The 18,518-nt window shown below is 68.8% G+C and carries 17 protein-coding genes; 15 read left to right on the top strand and 2 right to left on the bottom strand.

Translation table 11 applies throughout. The features are described 5' to 3' along the window. Positions 1-516 precede the first annotated feature (516 nt). The 8 genes from DFJ69_RS29850 (at position 517) to DFJ69_RS29815 (ending at position 8,993) form a co-directional block, all read left to right on the top strand. Positions 517-1,551, top strand: coding sequence for an NAD-dependent epimerase/dehydratase family protein (locus DFJ69_RS29850; protein WP_116025672.1), 1,035 nt, complete (start codon positions 517-519; stop codon positions 1,549-1,551). Further along, positions 1,548-2,507 (top strand): thymidylate synthase, encoded by a 960-nt coding sequence (locus DFJ69_RS29845; RefSeq protein ID WP_211328846.1) that lies wholly within the window; start codon positions 1,548-1,550, stop codon positions 2,505-2,507. The genes DFJ69_RS29850 and DFJ69_RS29845 overlap by 4 nt, the downstream gene beginning before the upstream one ends. Then, positions 2,504-4,234 (top strand): carbamoyltransferase family protein, encoded by a 1,731-nt coding sequence (locus DFJ69_RS29840; protein ID WP_211328845.1) that lies wholly within the window; start codon positions 2,504-2,506, stop codon positions 4,232-4,234. Before DFJ69_RS29845 ends, DFJ69_RS29840 begins: the two co-directional genes overlap by 4 nt. Then, positions 4,231-5,256 carry a glycosyltransferase family protein gene (locus tag DFJ69_RS29835; protein ID WP_116025670.1) on the top strand — a complete coding sequence of 342 codons (1,026 nt, stop codon included), beginning with the start codon at positions 4,231-4,233 and terminating at the stop codon, positions 5,254-5,256. Before DFJ69_RS29840 ends, DFJ69_RS29835 begins: the two co-directional genes overlap by 4 nt. Positions 5,257-5,301: 45 nt before the next feature. After that, positions 5,302-5,814 (top strand): AAA family ATPase, encoded by a 513-nt coding sequence (locus DFJ69_RS29830; protein WP_116025669.1) that lies wholly within the window; start codon positions 5,302-5,304, stop codon positions 5,812-5,814. Between the two features lie 16 nt (positions 5,815-5,830). Continuing rightward, positions 5,831-6,652, top strand: coding sequence for a class I SAM-dependent methyltransferase (locus DFJ69_RS29825; RefSeq protein ID WP_170177844.1), 822 nt, complete (start codon positions 5,831-5,833; stop codon positions 6,650-6,652). Then, complete coding sequence (locus DFJ69_RS29820) at positions 6,649-7,377, top strand: phosphotransferase (protein WP_116025667.1); 729 nt, start codon at positions 6,649-6,651, stop codon at positions 7,375-7,377. Before DFJ69_RS29825 ends, DFJ69_RS29820 begins: the two co-directional genes overlap by 4 nt. Positions 7,378-8,468: 1,091 nt before the next feature. Next, positions 8,469-8,993 carry a hypothetical protein gene (locus DFJ69_RS29815; RefSeq protein ID WP_211328844.1) on the top strand — a complete coding sequence of 175 codons (525 nt, stop codon included), beginning with the start codon at positions 8,469-8,471 and terminating at the stop codon, positions 8,991-8,993. Between the two features lie 696 nt (positions 8,994-9,689). Here the strand turns inward: DFJ69_RS29815 and DFJ69_RS33930 are convergent. After that, a complete protein-coding gene (locus tag DFJ69_RS33930; RefSeq protein WP_147312477.1) occupies positions 9,690-9,938 on the bottom strand; it encodes a hypothetical protein in 249 nt (82 codons plus the stop codon). A gap of 422 nt (positions 9,939-10,360) precedes the next feature. Between DFJ69_RS33930 and DFJ69_RS29810 the strand changes: the two genes are divergently transcribed. The 4 genes from DFJ69_RS29810 (at position 10,361) to DFJ69_RS29795 (ending at position 14,395) form a co-directional block, all read left to right on the top strand. Beyond that, on the top strand, positions 10,361-10,573 hold the full coding sequence (locus DFJ69_RS29810) for a hypothetical protein (RefSeq protein ID WP_116025666.1): 213 nt from the start codon (positions 10,361-10,363) through the stop codon (positions 10,571-10,573). Positions 10,574-11,024: 451 nt separating this feature from the next. Continuing rightward, positions 11,025-12,098, top strand: a complete 1,074-nt coding sequence (locus tag DFJ69_RS29805) for a hypothetical protein (RefSeq protein WP_116025665.1) — start codon at positions 11,025-11,027, stop codon at positions 12,096-12,098. 244 nt (positions 12,099-12,342) lie between these two features. Next, positions 12,343-13,065, top strand: coding sequence for a phosphoadenosine phosphosulfate reductase (locus DFJ69_RS29800; RefSeq protein ID WP_211328843.1), 723 nt, complete (start codon positions 12,343-12,345; stop codon positions 13,063-13,065). 31 nt (positions 13,066-13,096) lie between these two features. After that, positions 13,097-14,395: a DnaB-like helicase N-terminal domain-containing protein gene (locus DFJ69_RS29795; RefSeq protein WP_116025664.1), complete on the top strand. Its 1,299-nt coding sequence runs from the start codon at positions 13,097-13,099 to the stop codon at positions 14,393-14,395. Positions 14,396-14,574: 179 nt separating this feature from the next. On the opposite strand, the gene DFJ69_RS29790 is transcribed toward DFJ69_RS29795, so the two are convergent. After that, the gene (locus DFJ69_RS29790; protein WP_211328842.1) at positions 14,575-15,207 is read right to left on the bottom strand and encodes a restriction endonuclease; all 633 of its coding nucleotides are present in this window, start codon (positions 15,205-15,207) and stop codon (positions 14,575-14,577) included. A 1,379-nt stretch (positions 15,208-16,586) separates the two neighbouring features. On the opposite strand from DFJ69_RS29790, the gene DFJ69_RS29785 reads away from it, so the two are divergent. From DFJ69_RS29785 to DFJ69_RS29775, 3 genes are all read left to right on the top strand, one after another. After that, positions 16,587-17,396, top strand: coding sequence for a hypothetical protein (locus DFJ69_RS29785; protein WP_116025663.1), 810 nt, complete (start codon positions 16,587-16,589; stop codon positions 17,394-17,396). A gap of 650 nt (positions 17,397-18,046) precedes the next feature. Next, positions 18,047-18,289, top strand: coding sequence for a hypothetical protein (locus DFJ69_RS29780; RefSeq protein WP_116025662.1), 243 nt, complete (start codon positions 18,047-18,049; stop codon positions 18,287-18,289). Beyond that, positions 18,256-18,516, top strand: a complete 261-nt coding sequence (locus DFJ69_RS29775) for a hypothetical protein (protein ID WP_170177843.1) — start codon at positions 18,256-18,258, stop codon at positions 18,514-18,516. Before DFJ69_RS29780 ends, DFJ69_RS29775 begins: the two co-directional genes overlap by 34 nt. The last annotated feature ends 2 nt before the right edge of the window (positions 18,517-18,518 follow it).

The raw sequence follows: 18,518 nt of genomic DNA, 5'->3' as shown, positions 1-18,518 counted from the left end.
ATGCCTTCTGCATGCCCAGATCGCGACCATTGAGTGCACGTCCCAACCCCCGCCGGCAGCGGGGGTGATCTCCTGGAGGATCATCTGTGGACACCGCGTTCTTGCCTGTGATCGGTCTCCTGGCCCTGTGGGCAGCCGCTTACTGGGTCTCCCTTCGTCTTCATCCGTTCACCCGTTGCAAGACGTGCCGTGGGACCGGGCGGCATCGTGGGGCGTTCTTCACTCACGCCACCCGCGCTTGCGGCACCTGCGGCGGAAGCAGCAGGGTCCCGCGCCTGGGCGTACGCCTGTTCCTGAGCAAGTCCTCGATGAAGTACCGACGGTGAGACCGGAAGGCCGGCCGCTTCCACCGCAGGCCGCAGCGGCCGGCTCCATGAACACCCCTCAACGCTGCGCGCACTCCATCCGACTGCTCACCCACCGAGCTGCTCGGGTCCTCGATCGACCCCCAATGACCTGCGAGATCCAGCTCACGGCGCTGGCAGCCCGCGCCACGTTCCTTGAAGGCGAGTCCCCATGACCATCTATCGCATCCCACAAGCACCCTCCGACCGGCGACCCGCGACCGGATTGGTCGTGGTCACCGGAGTGTGCGGCTTCGTCGGCTCGCACTTGGCGGAACATCTGCTTGCCCGGGAGGGCACCAAGGTGCTCGGCGTTGACCTACGCAAACCCGATGAGGATCCCCGAACATCCGCGATCATGGCGGAACTGCAGGCACGCCCGGGTTTCGAGCTGGTGTCGGCTGACGTCGGAGACGCCGCGGTGGCGGCCCGCCTGAAGGAGGCCGCGGCGGTCGTGCATCTGGCCGCCCCGACCGATGTGGCCGCCTCCTGGGGATCGGGCTTCGCCGACCAGACGGCATCGCTGCTGAGCTCCCATCGCCTTCTGGAGGGCTGCGCGAACGCGAGGGTGCCGCGTGTGGTGGTGGCGTCCTCGGCTCACGTCTACGGTCATGTGGTCGGGCCAGCCCGCGAGGACACACCGGTCGCGCCGAACTCTCCCTACGGAGTGGTCAAGCTGGCGACCGAACGGCTGGCGATGGCCTTTGCCCGCCGTCCCGGCTCAACCATGAGCGCCGTAGCGGTGCGGTTGTTCACCGGCTTCGGCACGCGCGTCAACCCCGCCATGGTCGTGCCGCGCATGTTCCGCTCGGCGTTGACGAAGCAGCCGATGCCCCTCTACGGCGACGGGCGCGTCACCCACACCTGGACCCACGTCGATGACCTGGTCGACGCCTTGACGCGCGCCATCGGCATACCACTGGAGGCCGGCCAGGCCGAGGTGGTGAACGCCGCAGGCGCCGATCAGGCGTCGCTACGACAGGTCGGTGATCTCATCGGGCAGATCGTCGGGAGCCCCGTGCTGTGGGAACCCGCCGGGGAACGGCCAGGGGACACCGCCGGTCTCCACGCGGACCTCACACACGCTCACCGAATCCTGGGCTTCGCCCCGAGAGTCGGCCTCCGCGAAGGACTCGAGTCCCTCTGGCAGACCTATGCGGTCGGACCGGCCACGGCCGCAGTTCCTGCGGAGAGGCAAACCCGTTGACGTCCCCGCAGCACTCCGACAGCCAGATTCACCCGAATGCCTCTGCCAACGAGCTGTTCACCGCGGCATGCGCGCGAGTCCTTGCCTGCGGGCGGCCGACCGCACCGCGTGGCCTGCCCACTCGGGAGGTACTCGGCTCATCCCTGCGCTTGACCGACCCACACGACCGCTTCGTCGACCTTCCGCCGCATCGCGTGCTCAATCCGGCGTTCGCCGTCGCCGAGGCGCTGTGGATCCTTTCCGGCTCTGGTGAGCCGTGGATCCACGACTTCAACTCGTCTCTGGCCGCCTACGTCGGTCACGGCCCTCCGCGCGGCGCCTATGGTCCGAGGCTGCGATCGTGGATGGGCATCGACCAATTCGACCAGGTCCGCCGCCTGCTTCTGGACGATCCGGACACCCGCCGCGCGGTCCTCACCATCTTCGATCCGGCTCGGGATCTGGCCGACGAACGCGACATCCCCTGCACGTTGGGCCACCGCTTCTTCCTGCGGGACGGGCGGCTGCACATGGTGACATCGATGCGCAGCCAGGACGTGTGGCGGGGCCTGCCCTACGACCTGTTCACCGCCACTCTCCTGCTGGAATTGATGGCCGGTTGGATCGGTGCCGACACCGGCCACTGGCATCACGAGGTCGACTCTCTCCACCTGTACGAGCCGGAACACGACTCCGCCCGCCAGACAGGCCGGTGGCACGGGCCGACCGCGGCGCCGATGGCACCGCTCGCGGTCGGGTGGGAGTCCTTCGATGCGCTTCTCGCCCAGGTGATCGCCGGGCGGCGGGTGGGTGAGGCCGCTTGGGACGACTTGGCCGATGTGATGGCGTCGTTCCGGCTGTGGCGCCGTGGTGACCGCGACGCCGCCCGTGAACGCGCCGGGGGCCCGGGGCCCATGTCGGCTGCGCTGACCCGCTGGTTCGCCCTGCGGCTCGCCCGCGCCACGAGGGCATCGTGACCGGGCCGGTTCTCGGGCTGTGCTCCTTCACCCATGACTCGGCGGCGGCACTGATCGTGGACGGTGAGCTGATCGGCTTGGTCGAGGAGGAGCGTCTGTCCGGCATCAAACACGACGGCGCTTACCCCGAACGCGGGGTGAACTGGCTCCTGACCAAGTCCGGCCTGTCCCCCGGCGACATCGCACACCTGGCTCTGCACTTCAGGCACGACCTGTACCGGCGGGCCGCACCCCGCGCGCTCACCCATCTACTCCGCCCCGCCACCACGCGCAGGGCCATACCTCGCGCACGCTCCCTCCTGACGGTGGCCGGGCACGAGAAGGACCGGCTGAAGCAGTTGGCCGACCGATTCCCCGACGCCACACTCACGCAGGTCCTCCACCATCGGGCGCACGGATTGACCGCCTTCGCCTCCTCCGGATTCACCGAGGCGGCCGTCTTGGTGGTCGACAGTCTCGGCGAGACCCAGACCACCACGATCGCCCACGGCCGCCTCAACACGGCCAGCGTTCCTGTCTGGGAACCCGTGCTGGAGCTGACGGATCCGGCCAGCCTCGGCTACGTGTACGGAGCCGTCACCCAACATCTGGGCTGGCGGAAGGCCGATGAGGAAGGCACCGTCATGGCCTTGGCCGCGCTCGGGGACCCGACTCGCTTCGCGGCGCTTTTCCAGCGGGCGATCCGGCTCACCCGCAGTGGCTTCGCTCTCGACCCCCGGCTGTTCCCGCTGCGGGTGGTCTCGAGCCGGTGGACACGCGTTTCGTCGGAGTTCGTTGCGGCGACCTGCCCGCCACGCCGGCCCGACGATCAGGTCACCCAGGTGCACAGGGATCTGGCGGCGGCGTTGCAGCAGCGCACAGAGGAGGTGATGCTGCATCTGGCCTCCCTCGCGCGTCAGGTCACCAAGGCCGACCGGCTCTGTGTCGGTGGTGGTGTGGCGATGAACTGCGTCGCGATCGGGAAGATCCTCGCCGCTGGTCTGTTCTCCGAGGTGTTCGTGCCGCCCGCCCCGGGGGACTCGGGCACGGCGCTCGGTGCCGCGCTGGCCGTGCTCGCCGACGACGGCCAGCCAGTGCCCGAGGGAGTGCGGGACTCCTGCTACCTGGGGCCATCACCGCACGAGTTCGGCGTCGTCGTACCCGCCCGCGATGGAGTGGCCGTCAGGTGGGAGCGTGCGCCGGCCGAGCGGGTGGCCGCCGCCCTCGCCGACGGGCAGATCGTTGGGATGTGCGTGGGGCCGCTGGAGGCGGGACCGCGTGCGTTGGGCCATCGATCGATCCTGGCCTCGCCGTTGTCGTCGAACGTGGTCGATCGGCTCAACAAGAAGATCAAGTTCCGGGAGCCGTTCCGCCCATTCGCGCCCGTCGTCCTGGCCGACCACGCGGAGGAGTACTTCGTGCTGAACGGCCGTTCTTCACCGTTCATGTCCATCGCCGTGCCCGGCACCGAGTCCGGCCGTCAAAAGGTTCCCGCGGTCTTCCACGCCAATGGGCTCGCCCGTGTCCAAACCATCGACCACCACCGAAATCCGCTATTGGCCGCGATCCTTGAGGCGTTCGCCGCCCGCACCGACGTCCCGGTGCTGATCAACACGTCGTTGAACATCAAGGGGAAGCCGATCTGCGGGACCGCGGCGATGGCGCTGGACTGCTTGACCGGCTCCGGACTGGACGCCCTGCTCATCGACGACAGGTGGTACACCAAGACCCGACAGGAGACCCGATGAGGATCGGTTACAGCTTCTGGGGGTTCCTCGGCGACGGCGTCACCGACACCCCCGACGGAGGGCGTTCCCACCGCCGCACCCTCATCGACGCGCTCATCGGCTCAGGCCACGAGATCGTGTTCCTTCAGGCGGACCGCGACAGCGACGAGGCCGCCACCGCACTTCCCTACTCGTGGGAGCCTGAGGGGTTCCCCGAGATCGACGCGCTGATGCTGGAGTGGCGGTGGCCGATCCAAGGCCGCAACACCACACCGTGCGGAACACCGGGCCACACCTGTGACCTCCACCGGCAGACCGACCTGGTCGACCACTACACCCGTGGCGGGCTACCGACCGTCCTGTGGGACAAGGACCGGCAACTCCCCGCCGACGATCCGCTGCGCACCCAACCCGCCGTCGTCGTGTGCGAGGCCGCCCTCCACCCGAGCCCCGGAGCGACGTCTCTGCTGTTCCCCGTCGCCGACCACGCCCTCGATGCGGCCGACCCGCAGGCCCTGGCGGGTGGTGACCGGCGCTGGCTGCTCACCTACGTCGGCAACCAGTACGACCGCGATGACTGCTTCAACTCCTACTTCGCGCCGGCCGCCGGAGCCCACGCCGACCACCTCGTCGCCGGGAAATGGACCGAGACCATCGCGTGGCCGCACATCCGGTTCATCGGCCGTGTCCCCTTCGCCAGGGTCGCCGAACTGTACGGGCAGTCCCTGACCACGATCCTGCTGCTCCCCCACCGGCATCTCTCGGCGGGGCAGATGACGCAGCGGCTGTTCGAAGCCGTCCTGGCCGGATGCCTGCCGCTGTGCCCGATCGAGTTCCGGTCCGGACGCAGCCTCGTCCCCGACCGGCTGATCGTCTCCAGCGGCGCTGAGGCCGCCACGATCATCGGCGACCTCGCAGAAGCGCGCCACGCCGCGCGAGCCGACCTGTTGGCCGCCTGCCTGGAACAGCTCGAACTGATGCGCGTCTCCCACCAGGTCAGGACCCTCGACGAGATCCTCACGAGCACGGTGGTGACCCGGTGACAGAGTTCCGCTCCCACAACACTGCAGGGCCGGTAGCGTCGAGGTATGCAGCGGATAGCGATCATGGGCTGTGGCGGATCGGGCAAGACGACGATCGGTCGGCAGCTCGCCGACCTGCTCGGCACCCACATCACCCACCTGGACGCCATCTACTACGACGACCAATGGAACAAGATGGACGCCGAGAAGTTCGCGGCCGTCCAAGAGGAGCTCGTCGCCGCCGACAGGTGGGTGATCGACGGGAACTACGCCGGCACCCTGCCGATCCGGCTCAAGCGCGCCGACACCGTCATCTTCCTCGACCTGCCCGCCCTCACCTGCCTGTGGGGCATAGCCCAACGGCGCTGGAGATACCGGGGCGGACAGCACGACAACACCGGCGTCTACGACCGGATCACCTGGGGATTCATCAAGTACGTGTGGGGCTACCGCAAGGACATGGCGCCACGTGTACGCGCCATGCTGGCCGAGCACGCCTCCCACGCCGACGTCCGCATCGTCACCTCCAGACGCGCCGCCAACGCCCTGCTCGCCGACCTCAAGGCCGCCGGGCGCTGATCTCCGGAGGTCCGCGGTGAGTCACCCCTTCCATGGGCGTGACGCCGCCGCCCTCTACGTCGGCGAAGAACGAACCCGCCGACGCAGCCAAGCGCTTCTGTCGGCCAAGACCAGCGGCCGGAACATCGACGAGGTCATCTGTGCCTACGCCGACACCACGGGCCTGCCCGACCGGCCTGCGATCGCCGATATCGGTTGTGGGCAGGGCCGCACCACGGTGCGGCTCGCCCGCCACATGCCCAGCGCCTCCATCACCGCGATCGACGCCTCACCGGCCATGGCCAACGCCGCCCGGGAGCGCACACGCGGACACAGGGTCACCGTGATCACCGGCGACTTCCACGCCCTCCCCCTACGCGCCGCCTCCCTCGACCTGGCCGTCGCGGTGATGTGCCTCTACCACTCCCCCGCTCCGCTGCTGGCCATCGGGGAAATCGCACGGACGCTCCGCCCGCACGGCGCCGCCATCCTCGTCACCAAAGCCGCCGACAGCTACCGAGAACTCGCCGACCTCTTGACCCTCTCCGGCCTTGATCCGGACGCGCACCAACGGCCGAGCCTGTACGAGAACGCCCACAGCGGCAACCTCGCGAACCTCACCGAACAGGGCGCGCTGCGCGTCGAGACGGTCGAGCACGAAACCCACACCTTCACGTTCGACGATCTCGCCCACACCGCCAGCTACCTGGCGACCTGCCCCCAGTACCAGCTGCCCGAACGACTCCATCACCCCCACGCGCTCGCCGCCGAACTCCGCACCCGCCTCAGCGACAAACCCATCACGACGACCGCCACCATCACCTACGTCCTGGCCCGAGCTGGCCAACCCACACCATGAGACCCACCTGGACCAAGACCTATCGCACATCAGAGGCGGCAAAGACAGCCGCTCTTTACCACTCCTGGATCAGAGACCTCGGCCAACTCTCCACCCCCGACCTACTCCATCAGGACAGCCACACACTGATATTCACCCATGTCCCCGGCCACCACCCCAGCCCCGACGACCTGCCCGCAATTGCTAGCACACTCGCGGGATTCCACATAGCCGCGTGCCGACACCTGGCCAGCGCGCAAATGAACCAACCTCACGACATCGGTCGCGGCGTAATCATCTCCGGATTCACCGAACGGCGCGAGCAACGACTCCGCCATCTACTTGCCGAGCCATCTTCGCTCAATACACCCCTGACAGCGGAAAAAGTCAGCGCTTGGATGGCCCGTGTCGCCGCCCACCGGCCAACCGTTTACAAAGACGCCAACATCCGCAACTTCCTCCTCACCCCAGATGTCGTCGCCGTCGACTTCGACACCCTCACCCTCGCACCCCTCGGCTACGACTTGGCCAAACTCATCGTGTCGGCTGCAATGACCCACGGGCCACTCAACTTCGATCTCATGAACACGACTCTCACCACCTACAACGAACACTTGAGCCAGGCCGGCCTACCCACCTGTTCAAACGAGGAGTTCACCACCTGGCTACAGATGCACCACGTCCTCACCAGCCCCTACATAGGTCTGAACGGCTACCGGTTCCCGTGGCAGACGACCTCCAGCTAAGCACGGCCCTCACCGGAGGACCCTCGAGCCTCGTCCCACCATTTCAACCAAGGGACAGCGGCTAACGATCTCGCCCACGAGTTGGACCCTCGATCGGCCGGCAGATCGTCAGGACACACCGGTCCTCGGTGGCCCCCCTGTCGGTCCGTCCATACCTACAGGCCTCTCCAGCCTCCAAGCCGTAGTCGTGAGTTCTGGGGCGCTGGGCACAGCTCGAGTCCATTGCTGTCAGTAGAAGAGAGCGCCGTTCGGGTTGCGCTCGATGTGAGGGGATTGATGGTGGCATTCCCGACTGGCCTCATGGCACCCCACCCACCGGTTGTCGCCTCGACGCCGCCGCCTATGCCACCCTTCTGTGCGACCGCCTCACCGACACGACCCTGGCCCTCCGCAACGACCACGCGCTCATCCACGCCACCACCGGAGCAGTCGCGGCCGCCTGGAGCGGTCGCGCCCATGCCGCGACGCGGACACCGGGCACCGAGCCCCGCCGACCGTGCACACTGTTGCGCAGGAGGAGCCGCCTGACCGGGTGCCTTGAGACGGTGGCAGGTCCCACTTCTAGGCGGGCCGATGCGCTGTTGTTAACGCTGCCCTTGGAATGGGTGGGCACCGGCGCGATGGAGGCGTCGGCGACGGTGGCACTTTATCGCCCGTTGGCGCGGCGATCCCGGGGACACGTCACTGATGCGCTGCCCTGGCAGCTGGGCGAGGGGCCGCGCCGATACCAGCCCGTCCACAGCCGCGCTGGGCGCAGCGGGGGGCCTCGACGGTGCCGTCGGGGTTCTTGCCGGCTCCATCACCGACGCTCGGACGGCGGGCCAGGGTGTTTCGACGCGCCGTCGGGGAGGTCTCGACGCACGCGCGCGAGGCCCGTCTGACCGGTGTTCGGACGGCTGGCTGACCTTCCAGCTTCCCGGTGTGCGGGACGGACGGTGATGACGATGCGGGCCGTGGTGAGCCGTCCTCTGAGGACGACAGGCTGCCGGGGACGCGTTTGCCCGGCGTCGCCATGGCCTGGACGACGACGGCGGAGCCTGCTCTAGGCGAATGTCCGCACGGGTGGGATACGAGCGGGCAGGATGGTGCGCATGAGGAGTCGCGGGGATGCCGGTGGTTCGGTGCAGGAAGGTTTGTTCGCCGGCGTCGGGCCGTCGCCTGAGCCTGTGCTGATGGCGTTGCACGGAGAGTATTACGAGCTGATCTGGCGGCGTGAGAAGGTCCACGAGTTCCGGAAGCGGTTCCTCAAGGGGACGCCGGTCCGTTGGTTCGTGTACTTGAACGCTCCGGTTTCCAGGCTTGCCGCAGTGATCGATCTCGGCCCGGCGCTCGTGGATGTCCCTGAGCAGATCGCGGAGATCGCGGAGCAGACGAGGGCGGGCAACGGAGCCGGCGTGCTCGACTACGTCAGGGACCTGGAGGAAGCGTTCGCGATCCCGATCCTGGCGATTCGGGAGTACCCGGGTCTGTCGATCGCGGACCTGCGCGCCGAGTTGGGGACCTTCCATCCTCCGCAGGGATATCTACGGCTGAACAACCACCCCGAGCTGCTGGCGCTCGCGGAGAAGATGGCGGCTGACCCGCCGATTCGGGAGATGACCGTGCATCATCGGTGAGGGCGCATGCGGCTCCTCTCGCCGGTCCTCTTCAGTGAAGGGTTACGTCGTGGCCATCAGCCGAGGTCCAAGCGGCTCGGGATGTCGCCGTTGAGGGCGGAGCGTAAGGCCCGGAACTGGACGCTTTGTCGTCGCACTGAGCCCAGAGTCTGGTGCGGGTGCCGAGCCGAGGCGGCGTCGACCCCTACGACCCCGTCCTTGACGTCATGGCGGCCTGGCTGGACGGCCACGGCTTGGGATACCGCCGGCTGAGCGGTATGCGTCGCTTCCTTGGGCTGCCACGTGGCTCCTAATCGTGGAAATGCCGCCCGCGGCACGGGGATTTGAGCGTTGCTCTGAAGGCCGAGCCGAGTCCAAGCGCCGCCACCTGCATGAACGGCTCGGACGCCGCGTTCACCGGTCCGACCGCCGAGCGCTGAGGTGGTCCACCCGACGGGAAAGGTCTGGGAGTCGACGTCCAGCACGCCATGAACGCACGACGTCGTCGTCGGGCGGTTGCACCCCGGCGGGGCCAGGATGAGTCCGCAGCGGGCGTGACGCAACGCTCCGCAGGCTCCGCTCATGCGTCACGCCCGCTGCGGACTCCTTTGGCCCCGTTCACCGGAGTGCATCGCACCCGCCGCGCACCGGACGTCGACCTTTCGGCGGCGACGGAGCCGAACAATTCGATCACGCACGATCGATCGGTCTCCCCAGTCAGGTCGGCGATATGTCGAACGCTTCGCGGATTCCCTCGTGCGGCTCGTCGACCGTGCGTGGACCCGCAGATTCCCTCGCCGCTTCAAAATCTTTCTGGGTGCGGGGCTCTCCTCCGGAGGCAGGATCGGGCGTGTTCCGCAAGGCCGCCAGGCCATCCAGTTCATCGGATTCAGTCACGACGAGCAGCGGCGGGTCCTGGACGGCGATCCCGATCACGCACAGTTCCGGTATCCTCTCATCGAACACCGACTGACTCGAGCGGATTGTCGAAATCTGCTGTCCGGCGTGCCGCCGTGGATGTGATTTGCGCCGTCGCCGTGGTCGCCACGGTGGCGGCCGCGTCGGAAATCAGTCGGCACGGACGGTCGATCGGCGGGAACGGCGGGAACGGCGGGAACGGCGGGCAAGACTGCAGATGGGCGTGCTCTATCGGGCTTCGTCCTGAAACTGTTCGGCCACCTGAGGAGCCAGCGAAAGTGGAACGGACGAGATGGGGGCTGGGGGATACGCCGCGATCCTCCCGCATCGGCTGTCCCTTTCACGGCAACGCGGCATGACGTGAACTCAAGCGTGACAGTCCGGCGGAATGGCGGGATGCATGCGCCGTCGATGAACGGCTGCGGCATGGGCATCCGGCCGCAGGCATTCCGCTCAAGGGAACCGCATACTTGCACCGCTCGCTGGTTCCGCTCGCCAAAGCGCGCACCGACGAACTGACCGCCGCGGAATGGAAAGCCCGACAGGCCGAACTGGACGTGGGCACGAACATCGATGGCGATATAGGCGCGGTGGACTACGAGGAGAACCCGGCGGGCTGCTCCCCGTACGGCTGTCGAACCACCGAGGTGCCGGCCGCCGCCGGCATCGAGGCCGCCGCCTGACGCAACCAGATCGAGCGGAGGGTACGACGGCCGGCCCGACTGCGGGACCTCCGACGGCCCGGCCGGACGGCTCGCCGAGTCTCCCTGAACGCGTCCTCGAGCCGGTCGTGTGCCACGTGCCTCTTCGCGCACCGCCACCACGACGGAGACGACGGGTGCGCTTTGGAACAGAGCCACCCCGCGCGCCGAATGAGCGACCCGACGTCCTCGGTCCCGCCGATGCGGGCCGCCGCGCCGAGTCCGGCGCAGACCGAGCGCGGCAACCCGGTCGCAGAGCCACCACGAGCGGAGCGACGCGTCCCCCACACCGATCTCCCCACCACGACCCACCACGAAGGCAAGGTGACGCGTCGACATCCCCGTCCCGCCGAGGGTCCACAAACGCCCGCCAAGCGCACGGCCACCCCCGAAGGCGGTTGGGCCGCCGTCAACGACCGACAGGAGAACAGAGATGACGAGGAACCCCCATGGGCGGCTGGTGCTGTTCGACCCGCCCGAACGAATCAGGCCGCGACGCGAACGCGACACCGCCCCCCCGACCGCCCCGTGGACGCCCTTCCAGTGGAGGGTGCTGCGCGTCAAGAACCACTTCCCCTGGGACCCCTGGAAAGCCGCCGAGACCACCCTGGAGGACGAGGCGATCGAGTACGCCACCCGACTGAACGAGAAGATCCGCGGAGAGTATGAGGGGTCGCACGTCCCCGTGCACCTGCAGGACTACGTCGCCATCGAGGCCGATCTCGAACCGTTCGGCACGGTCAGCGCATACGTGATCGGGCGGGACGGTCAGCCCCGCCCCCTGGAGGGCATGACGTCACGGCGCGGACCCGACGAGGCCGGGCCCGGCGGGTCGTTCCTGCGTCGGTACGTGCCCCCGCAGCGCCACCGCAGCCTCCTGGAGGAACAACGCCCGTCCTCGGTCGGGTTGCCGAGGACGCCGAGAGCGCCGAAGGACGCGCCGTACGCGCCGATGGCCTGGCGGGTCTTGCGGGTGGCCGCCGGCCCCGTCGGGCCGCGGTGGCTGCTGGCCGAGACCGACGACGAACAGCGCGCGATCCAGACCGCCGTGCAGGAGAACGAGCGCCTTCAGGCGGAGTCGGCCGCCCGAACCGATGCGGAAGGCCACCAGACCAGCGACCGGCCGCGCGGCCCGCTGTTCGACGACTCCATCCGGGTGTCCGTCGGGCTGCCCGGCGGCTGGGACGACGCCTACCAGATCTCGGCGAACGGCGAGGTCAACGCCACGGCCGCGCTGAAGGAACGCCTGCGGATGGAATGGATCGGGCCGCAGGAGCCCAAGCTGATCCGTCAGCCGTGCCCGAAGGGCTGCGCGGGCGAATTGGACGGCACCCAAGCCCAGTGGGAGCACCACCTGGCCGAGCACGAGCGGGTGAAGGGCATGGGGAAGCCGGGACTTCGCGAGGCCCTGACCATGGCGAGCCGAAATGGCGACGGAGGAGATTACCGACTCTACGCGGCGACGTGGCGGAGCGAATACGGACAGGAACCACCCGCGATCGGGTGACAAGAAGACGGTGAAGGAGCCCTCCCTCTACCGCGATCACCAGGGGCGGGTACTGACACATCCACCCGCCCCCTGCGCGCATATCGCCTCCGGAGTTCCTCATCCCCTCCGCCCTGGACCTCACCGACTACCATGAACTGCTGGTCAACCTGTCCGGTGGCAAGGACAGTTGGGACGCTCTGGACGTCACCGTCCGAGCAGCCCGGCGTACTGGACCGCGTCCAGACCGTCTTCGCCGACTTGGGTGAGGACGACGAATGGCCGGGCACCAGGGACCTGGCCGCCGAACACGGCCGCCTCCTACCGCCTCCCCCACCACGTCGTGTACCGGCAGATCACCGGTGACGGCGGCGTCCGACGACAGCAGGGCCTCCTGGAACACATCGGCGCCAGGCGCCAGCAGATGTGGCCGCTGCCCAACCAGCCGTACTGCCGATCGGCCATGAAACGTGACCCCGTCAAGATCCTCAAAACCCAGATCGCCGACCGCCGCCGCCGCGAAGGCATCACCGACCGCCCGGTCAAAATCCTGGAGGTCCTCGGAATCCGAGCGCAGGAATCGACACCACGAAGCAGACAGGAACCCTTCCACCACCGCCCCGCCGACTCCAACTCCCGCCGCCACGTGGACGTGTGGCTCCCCGTGCACCACCACACCGAACAACAGACGTGGATGCGCATCGATGAGGCAGGCGCCGCGTGGCACTGGATCTACTTCTATCTCCCCCGCCTGTCGTGCAGGTTCTGCATCGTCGCTCCACGCCGACAACTCATCACCGCAGCCCGCCTCGACCCACAGGGAGCGCGCCGACGCGCCGAACTCGCCGACCGCATGCGCCACGACTTCAAGCACGGCCTGGACCTGTGGGACGTGATCGCCGAGGCTGAAGCCCTCGGACCGGTCGACACGAGCGCGCTCACCCCACAGCAGCTCCAGCAGCTGCGCCGCCTCCGACGCGCCGCGTGACGCCCGATCCCCTCAAGGGAGGAGGCCCATTTTGACCCCCGCACCCACATCCGACGGGGAACTCGACCCGCGGTTCCACGCCACCATACGCACCGAGCAGGCGCTCCTAGGCGAACTGCTTCACCGCGCCATCGACGCACGCACCGACCCCGCCCCCGGCGGCCCCCACCACCGGGCCGCCACGCGATCCGGGCCCGCTCACCGCAACGCCGTCGCGGCCCTGTCCCACTGGGGACTGCGCGCATCCGATTTCCTGCGGCCCTACCACCAACAGGTGTACGCGGCGATGCAGAGACTCACCAAGGCGTCCACGTCGATCCGCCCGCACACCGTTCGAGCCGAACTCGCCAACGACCCCGACATCCCCACGCACCTGGCCCTGGACGGGGTGCGCCTGTTGAACCTCATGGCCGCCGCCACCGCACAGACCGACCTGACCTCCCTCACCGCCCTGGTGCTGGACTGTTCCACCCGTCGGCGCGTCACCCTGTGGGGGCTGCGGCTCGCCGAGGCCGCCCGCTCGCTGCCCGACGACCTGTTCACCCGCCCGGGTCCGCCACCCCACGCCGACACCGTGCCGCTGCTCGTCGGCGACATCCACGTCATACGCCACGACCTGCACCGGTGGCGTCACCGGTGGACGCGACTCCCGATCCAAGTCCGCCACCACCTCGACACCACCCCTCCACCGCGCACCGACAGCGCGCGGACCATCGACGCCGCGTCCACCGCCCTCGACACACGACACCGCCACGACACCGTCGACCTCCTGCGCCACGAGGTCGACGTCGTCGCCGGGATCGCCACCCATACCAGGCACCTCGAAGAGATCAGGCGATGGCTGCGACCAGAACACTTCACCACCCGCCATGGCCGCACACTGTTCGAGCTCCTGCTGGAACGCACCGACCGGGGACAAGGGATCGACCCCCTCACCCTGGCCTGGATGGCGCAACGACACGGCCTGGAGGCGGTCGCCGCGCAGCGGACGCTGCTCGACGCACTTCACGACGGGCAACCATGGGTCCACGACACCGCCTCCCGACTGCACGCCCATGCCGTCCGGGAGGCGGCCATCGACACGGCGCGACGCATCGCCACCCTGGCCGCCGGACCCGAGGGCCCTCAACGACTCCTCACCGGAATCGATCACCTGCTCATCCAACTGCTACGCACCGCCGAAGCCGGCCACGACTCAGCGCAACGCCGCCCGGCTGAGGCCGCCCGTCAGCCATCGCGTCGTTCCCGCCTCCGCACCGCGCCCCCCAACACCCCCTCACGCTCCGACCATGGCCCCACCGTCGCCGGCAGGCCGCAGCCGATGCCCTGAAACGGCCCCGCAGAGGCCTCCACCACCCCACCCGGCCGACGTGCCCTGGACGCGCCGTCGCCGAGGTGGACCGCGGTCCCCCGCTCAGACGGCGGAAAGGCCCGAAGGGGTCCGGACGAGGGCGCCGCGCCGAGATCCCGCACTGCGCATGTGGAGACTTCAGGCACGCCGCTCTCCCTCTAGGCTCTCGGACGCCGGGTCGATGGGCGGCGGACTCGAAAGCGGCGAGCCCGCACAGGGCCGTCCAAGCCACAGACTCCCCGGATCGAGGTCCCCTCCTGTGCCCAGCGTTGAAGCAGCCCCCGGTCGACGACGACGATGCGGAACGCGGCAGCCTGGAGGCGAGCGTCTTTCGTGAACCCGCCGTTGGTGACCACGACGGCCATATCGGCGCCGTGGACGGGACCCGCGGTGCCGTTGACCTGGTAGATCACCTCCACGGTCACGTTGCGTCCGGTGGTGGTGTGCTTGCACTGCACGACCACCGTGCGGCCGGTGGCCGGGTCGGTGGCGATGACGTCCGCGGCCTGGTCACCACCGCGTCCGACATGCCGCGCCGCCAGGCCGTCACGCACCATCAGGTCACGCACCGCCAGTTCGAAGTCGAGCGGGGACAAGGCGTCCAGTTCCGCGGCGGTGTACCGCAGTTCGGCCAACCGCGCCGAGGCGTCGGCCGCCACCGCGCTCCGCGCTCGCAGTTGGAGGGTCACCGCCGCGGCGCCGGCCGCCGCGGTGACCGGGGGTCCCCACCACACCGACAGCACCAGCCCGATCACGGCCGTGATCAGCTCCATCAACAGCCACACCGTCACGGCGGCGACGACGGTCGCTGCCGCCCACTCCTGCTCGCCCTTGGGGCGTCGCGGGCGCGGTGCCCTTCGCCGCGCTCCGGCCCACAACCGACCTGCAAGCCGGACGGCGCCGAGCCACAGCCGTGAGCGCGAGGGCGACGGTGTCACCGCGGGGATGCCGGGGCGTCGACCGGGGACGGGCGGGCCGGCGAGGGGGCCGACCCGTTCTTGCCGTAGACGATCATGGCCAAGGCCACCGCGATGAACGCCGCGACCACCTAGCCCGAGACCTTGGTGTTGCGGCGGCTGGGGGCCTTGACTCAGTGCCCCCGACGGTAGTACCTGCGCTGCCCCATCGTGTGACCGCTTCCAGGTGCTTGCCAGGACGGTCTGTGCCGCCCCGCGCGGAACGCACTCCTTCGGTGAACACACAAACACCCCGGTGTGACAATAACCGCCGAAACGAGCCCGCCAAACGGAGAATGTCTCCATGCGGGCAAGGGGACACTGCCACCTTCGTCAGCACCACCTGCCCTACGGCGACCCACCCGCACGGGTCCCTGCACCCCCGGCCGCTGTCCGGTCCTCCACTCGCAAGGTCGCCCACAGCGACCACCGCGCTCGAGGAGGTGCGGCGAGGCCCCGCAAGGGCCTGCCCTCATATCGACGACCCATAAGTCGACGGGCGGGATTCACGCGGCGGGCTGGCCCCACACCGCCAAGGCCGGGCGAGCCACCACCGACGGACACACACGACAAGCCGAACGACGACATCCCGCGGACCGGTGGGTGGGGCGCGGGACGGTGCTCGCTGTCGCGCCCACGCAGGATCGCGGCGCCGAGCCGGCGAATCAGCGCCGACTGGTCGCTCCCCCAGACGTAGGAACCGGTGGCTCGGCCACGGCGTCTCAGGCCACTCGGCCGGTCGCCGCCCGGCGGGGGCGAAGCGAACCTTGCAGACCCGGCCGCAGACGCCGGTCGCTCATCCTCCCTCGCTGCGCTAGGTCCCGGCGCTCCACCGGCGCGTCTGCGTCCCAGGGTCTGCTCCCGGCCGGCTCCCCGCCCCGCCGGGCGGTAACGAACCAGACCAAGGAGACGCCCGTCATGGCTGAGGGCACACCGGACAGGCAAAGCCTTCTCCCGAACCTGCCACCACCGGCCCGCGGCGCTGAACCTTGACATAGGACAACCGGCCGCGTCACCCATTCCGGCGGTGCAAGGACCCGCGCCCCTCTGCGGCCGGCCGCTGTCCCGCCTCCTGACCACGTCAACCCGCGCGCCCAGGACATCGCTCCGCGGGCGCCCTCGCATCCTCGTCCCGAAAGTGACCCCATCCCTTGGACCGGCCTACCACCAGTGCACCCTCCCCCATCACGACGTCCTATCTCATCTGCACCCACATGGACGTCGACGAGCCCCGAGCCCTGATCGAAGAGTCGCTGCACCACCTGCTCAGCCTTGAACACCCGCTGGCCGAACCGGCTCTCGAACACCTCTCCTCACCTCATTGCACTCTGGCTCAACTCAGCGCGAACCGGTCCGGCTGGAACCGCGAACTCCACGACGTCAACGGCTCCGTCGCCTCCCGCAGGGCGATCGCCGCAGCCCGCCACCACCACGTGCTCACCGGCCCGGCCGAGTTGTCCACCTTGCCGAAGGACGCCCAGACGACGCGGCTCATCGCCCGTGCGCTCGCCTTCGCCACCGGCGGCATCCTGATCGATCCAACCGCCCGCACCGTCCTGCCCGACCGGCCACCGATCCGGGAGCCGGCCGAATTCGACCTGGCCGACCAATGGATCACCCTCGTGATCCACCACGGCTGGGACCCGACCCACCTACGCGCCGAAACCTGGGGTCTGACCAGATTCGGGCTTTCCGAGCTGCGTGCGGACGGCTTCATCGACGCCACCATCGCAACGGCGATCAACCTGCTGCGAGGTCTAGCGGCATTCCTCATAGACCGCGGGCCCAAGCGTTCACCGACCTGCGCCCTCGACTTCGACATCACGTGGGTCTACCGCTACTACAGCCTGCCGATCAGCACCAACGGCACCGTGCCGCTCCTCCTACACCCCCACCCGCACTCACCCACCGGGAACCTGTCCGTGGATCCACCCGACCCCGGCATCGACCTGACCGGCTGGTGGGACAGCGCCGCTGCCGTGATCCCGGCGGTGCACCCCCGCTCCGGCAGAAGCATCAACTGAGCGATGTCCACAGATGTCAACCCGCGGCCGCGACGCTCGGCGAACAGGACGTTCATTCCGCTTTCAGCGGCACCAGCGGCGAACAGCCCATCAGCCACACCCGGTCCCCATGGACGCAGCATCTTGGGAGAGCCCATGACCACCACGCCCACCCCTGCGACACCCGCGAGATCGCAGGACATGCCGTCCGCCCCGATGTCTCTTCAGCCTCCCAGCGAGCAGGAGGTGACCGCGTTCGTTGACCGATTCGGCCGAGACCCCGCCATGGCCGTCCTCGGTATCGCCCATACCTGCGGCGACGCCGTCGGCTACCTCGACCGGGCCTGGTTCGAAGGGCACGTCGCCGAACACTTCGACCACCGATTGACCGACGAGGAATGGGAACAGATCGTCCCCCATCTGGAGGACTACGACGAGTGGCTCAGCGAACCGACCGACCTCACGCCGCCGTACGGGCGCCATGAGCACTCGCATCCGCCCCGGCACGTAATCCGAGACGACCATGCCGCACGTCACCCGGGATTCTTGATCTCCTCGCCCCGCGGGCGCGGTCCCGCAGGCACTCGGATTCGCTTCGCTCCCCCGGTCTGCGCCCCATCCTTCACCGCCCGCGGACGGGTTCACCTTCACGATGGTCACCGGGAGCCGCCGTGCGCGATCAGATCCCCATCCGTGTCTTCCACACCGACATCTTCAACAGGTTCCGATCCGCAGACGAAGGCGGGCCGGTGGTTCTCGTCTTCTCGAGCACCACCGGCGCCGACCGTGACCCGCTCGAGGTCTGCGAGGAGACGTTCGGGCTGCTCAACGCCCTCGATCAGTCCGCAGGCATCGGCGATCTGTGCATCGGCGGCAGGCAATGGGACAGCGTCTCCATCTGGGCGAAGCTGTGACCTGCGGCTGCGGTCACGACGCCTTCTGGTACGCCGAGATCGTCTATGGCACCGATGGCGACACCGACTACGAGTACGGCTACTTCTGCCACGCCCCCAAGCCGAGCCCACGAGACCTCAAGCCCCCAGGGCGCGAGCACTGGGTGATCCTCGAACACACCGTCCGGCGGCTCCCTCATGCCACGCCCGTGACGGAGCCCTCCGACACCAACGCTTCCACGCCGTGACC

This window comes from Thermomonospora umbrina (assembly GCF_003386555.1).
Taxonomy (GTDB): domain Bacteria; phylum Actinomycetota; class Actinomycetes; order Streptosporangiales; family Streptosporangiaceae; genus Thermomonospora; species Thermomonospora umbrina.
The sequence above is the reverse complement of the archived record's forward strand: the minus strand, read 5'-3'. Positions and strand labels throughout refer to the sequence as shown.